This window comes from Sphingobium terrigena, assembly GCF_003591655.1.
Taxonomy (GTDB): domain Bacteria; phylum Pseudomonadota; class Alphaproteobacteria; order Sphingomonadales; family Sphingomonadaceae; genus Sphingobium; species Sphingobium terrigena.
Map to the genome: position 1 here is coordinate 1 of NZ_QVRA01000086.1, position 1,269 is coordinate 1,269.

The 1,269-nt window shown below is 60.5% G+C and carries 1 protein-coding gene; it reads right to left on the reverse strand.

The window, feature by feature from the left end:
- Positions 1-34 precede the first annotated feature (34 nt).
- Positions 35-1,206, reverse strand: a protein-coding gene (locus D0Z70_RS24465; RefSeq protein WP_119750802.1) for an IS3 family transposase whose coding sequence is annotated in 2 segments (ribosomal slippage) — positions 35-942 and positions 942-1,206 — 1,173 coding nt in all. Because the reading frame shifts where the segments join, the coding sequence is not laid out codon by codon here.
- Positions 1,207-1,269 lie beyond the last annotated feature (63 nt).

Here is a 1,269-nt window from a genome sequence, read left to right on the forward strand (position 1 = left end):
TGACCTGCCCCCACCGAGTGGACCGTGTTGATTGTTAGTGGATTATTCTCGCCGCCGCCATATCCGGATGGAGGTGGAGCGAAGCGGAACCGGAGGCCGGATATGGCGGTGAAGCCGTTTCCGGGGCCGGCGGTCGGTAGCCCAGGCTGCTGTGCGGACGAACGGTGTTGTAATGTCGCCGCCACGCTTCGATCAGCACTTTCGCCTCGGCGAGGCTGTAGAAGATCTCGCCATTGAGCAATTCGTCACGCAGCGACCCGTTGAAGCTCTCGTTATAGCCATTCTCCCATGGTGATCCCGGCGCGATATAGAGCGTCTTTACGCCGATCTGGCCAAGCCATTTCTGGACGGCATTGGCGATGAACTCCGCGCCATTGTCAGACCGTATATGTGCTGGCGGGCCACGCTTGACGAACAGGTCCGCCAAGGCGGCCAGCACGTCCTCATGCCTGAGCTGCCGCGCCACGATGAGCGCCAGGCATTCCCTGCTGGCCTCGTCGATGATGGTCAGGATGCGGAACTTGCGACCATCATGCGTCCGACCTTCGACGAAGTCATAAGCCCACACATGCCCGGGATATTGCGGCCGCAAGCGGAGGCACGATCCATTATTTAGCCACAGGCGCCCGCGCTTTGGCTGGCGCTGTGGGACTTTGAGGCCCTCGCGCCGCCAAATCCGCTCGACCCGTTTATGGTTCACTGTCCACCCTGCATGGCACAACAATGCCGTCACCCGGCGATAGCCGTAGCGACCATATTGCTTTGCCAACGCGATGATATCCTCCGTGAGCGCCTGTTCGTCATCCGCCCCGCGTGGCACTTTGCGCTGCGTCGATCGATGCTGACCCAACACCCGGCAGATCCGTCGCTCGGACACCGGAAGCTCCCGTCGCAAATGGTCGATACAGCGTCGCCGCCGCGCAGGGCTCAAAAGTTTCCCCGTGCAGCCTCCTGCAAAATCAGCTTGTCCAATGTCAGGTCGGAGATCGCCCGGCGTAGACGCAGGTTCTCCTTCTCCAGATCCTTCATCCGCCGTGCCTGATCGGTCTTCAGACCGCCATATTCCTTGCGCCAGCGGTAATAGGTCTGTTCGCTAACCGCGATCCGGCGGCACGCTTCGGCAGTCGATACCCCCTGCGCCAGAACGATCTCAACTTCACGCAGCTTGCCGATAATCTCTTCCGGCTTGTGTTTCTTGCTCGGCATTCGTCATCCCTTTCGTGGTCCAGACTATCACAGTCTCTGGGCCACTCAGCGGGGGGCAGATCA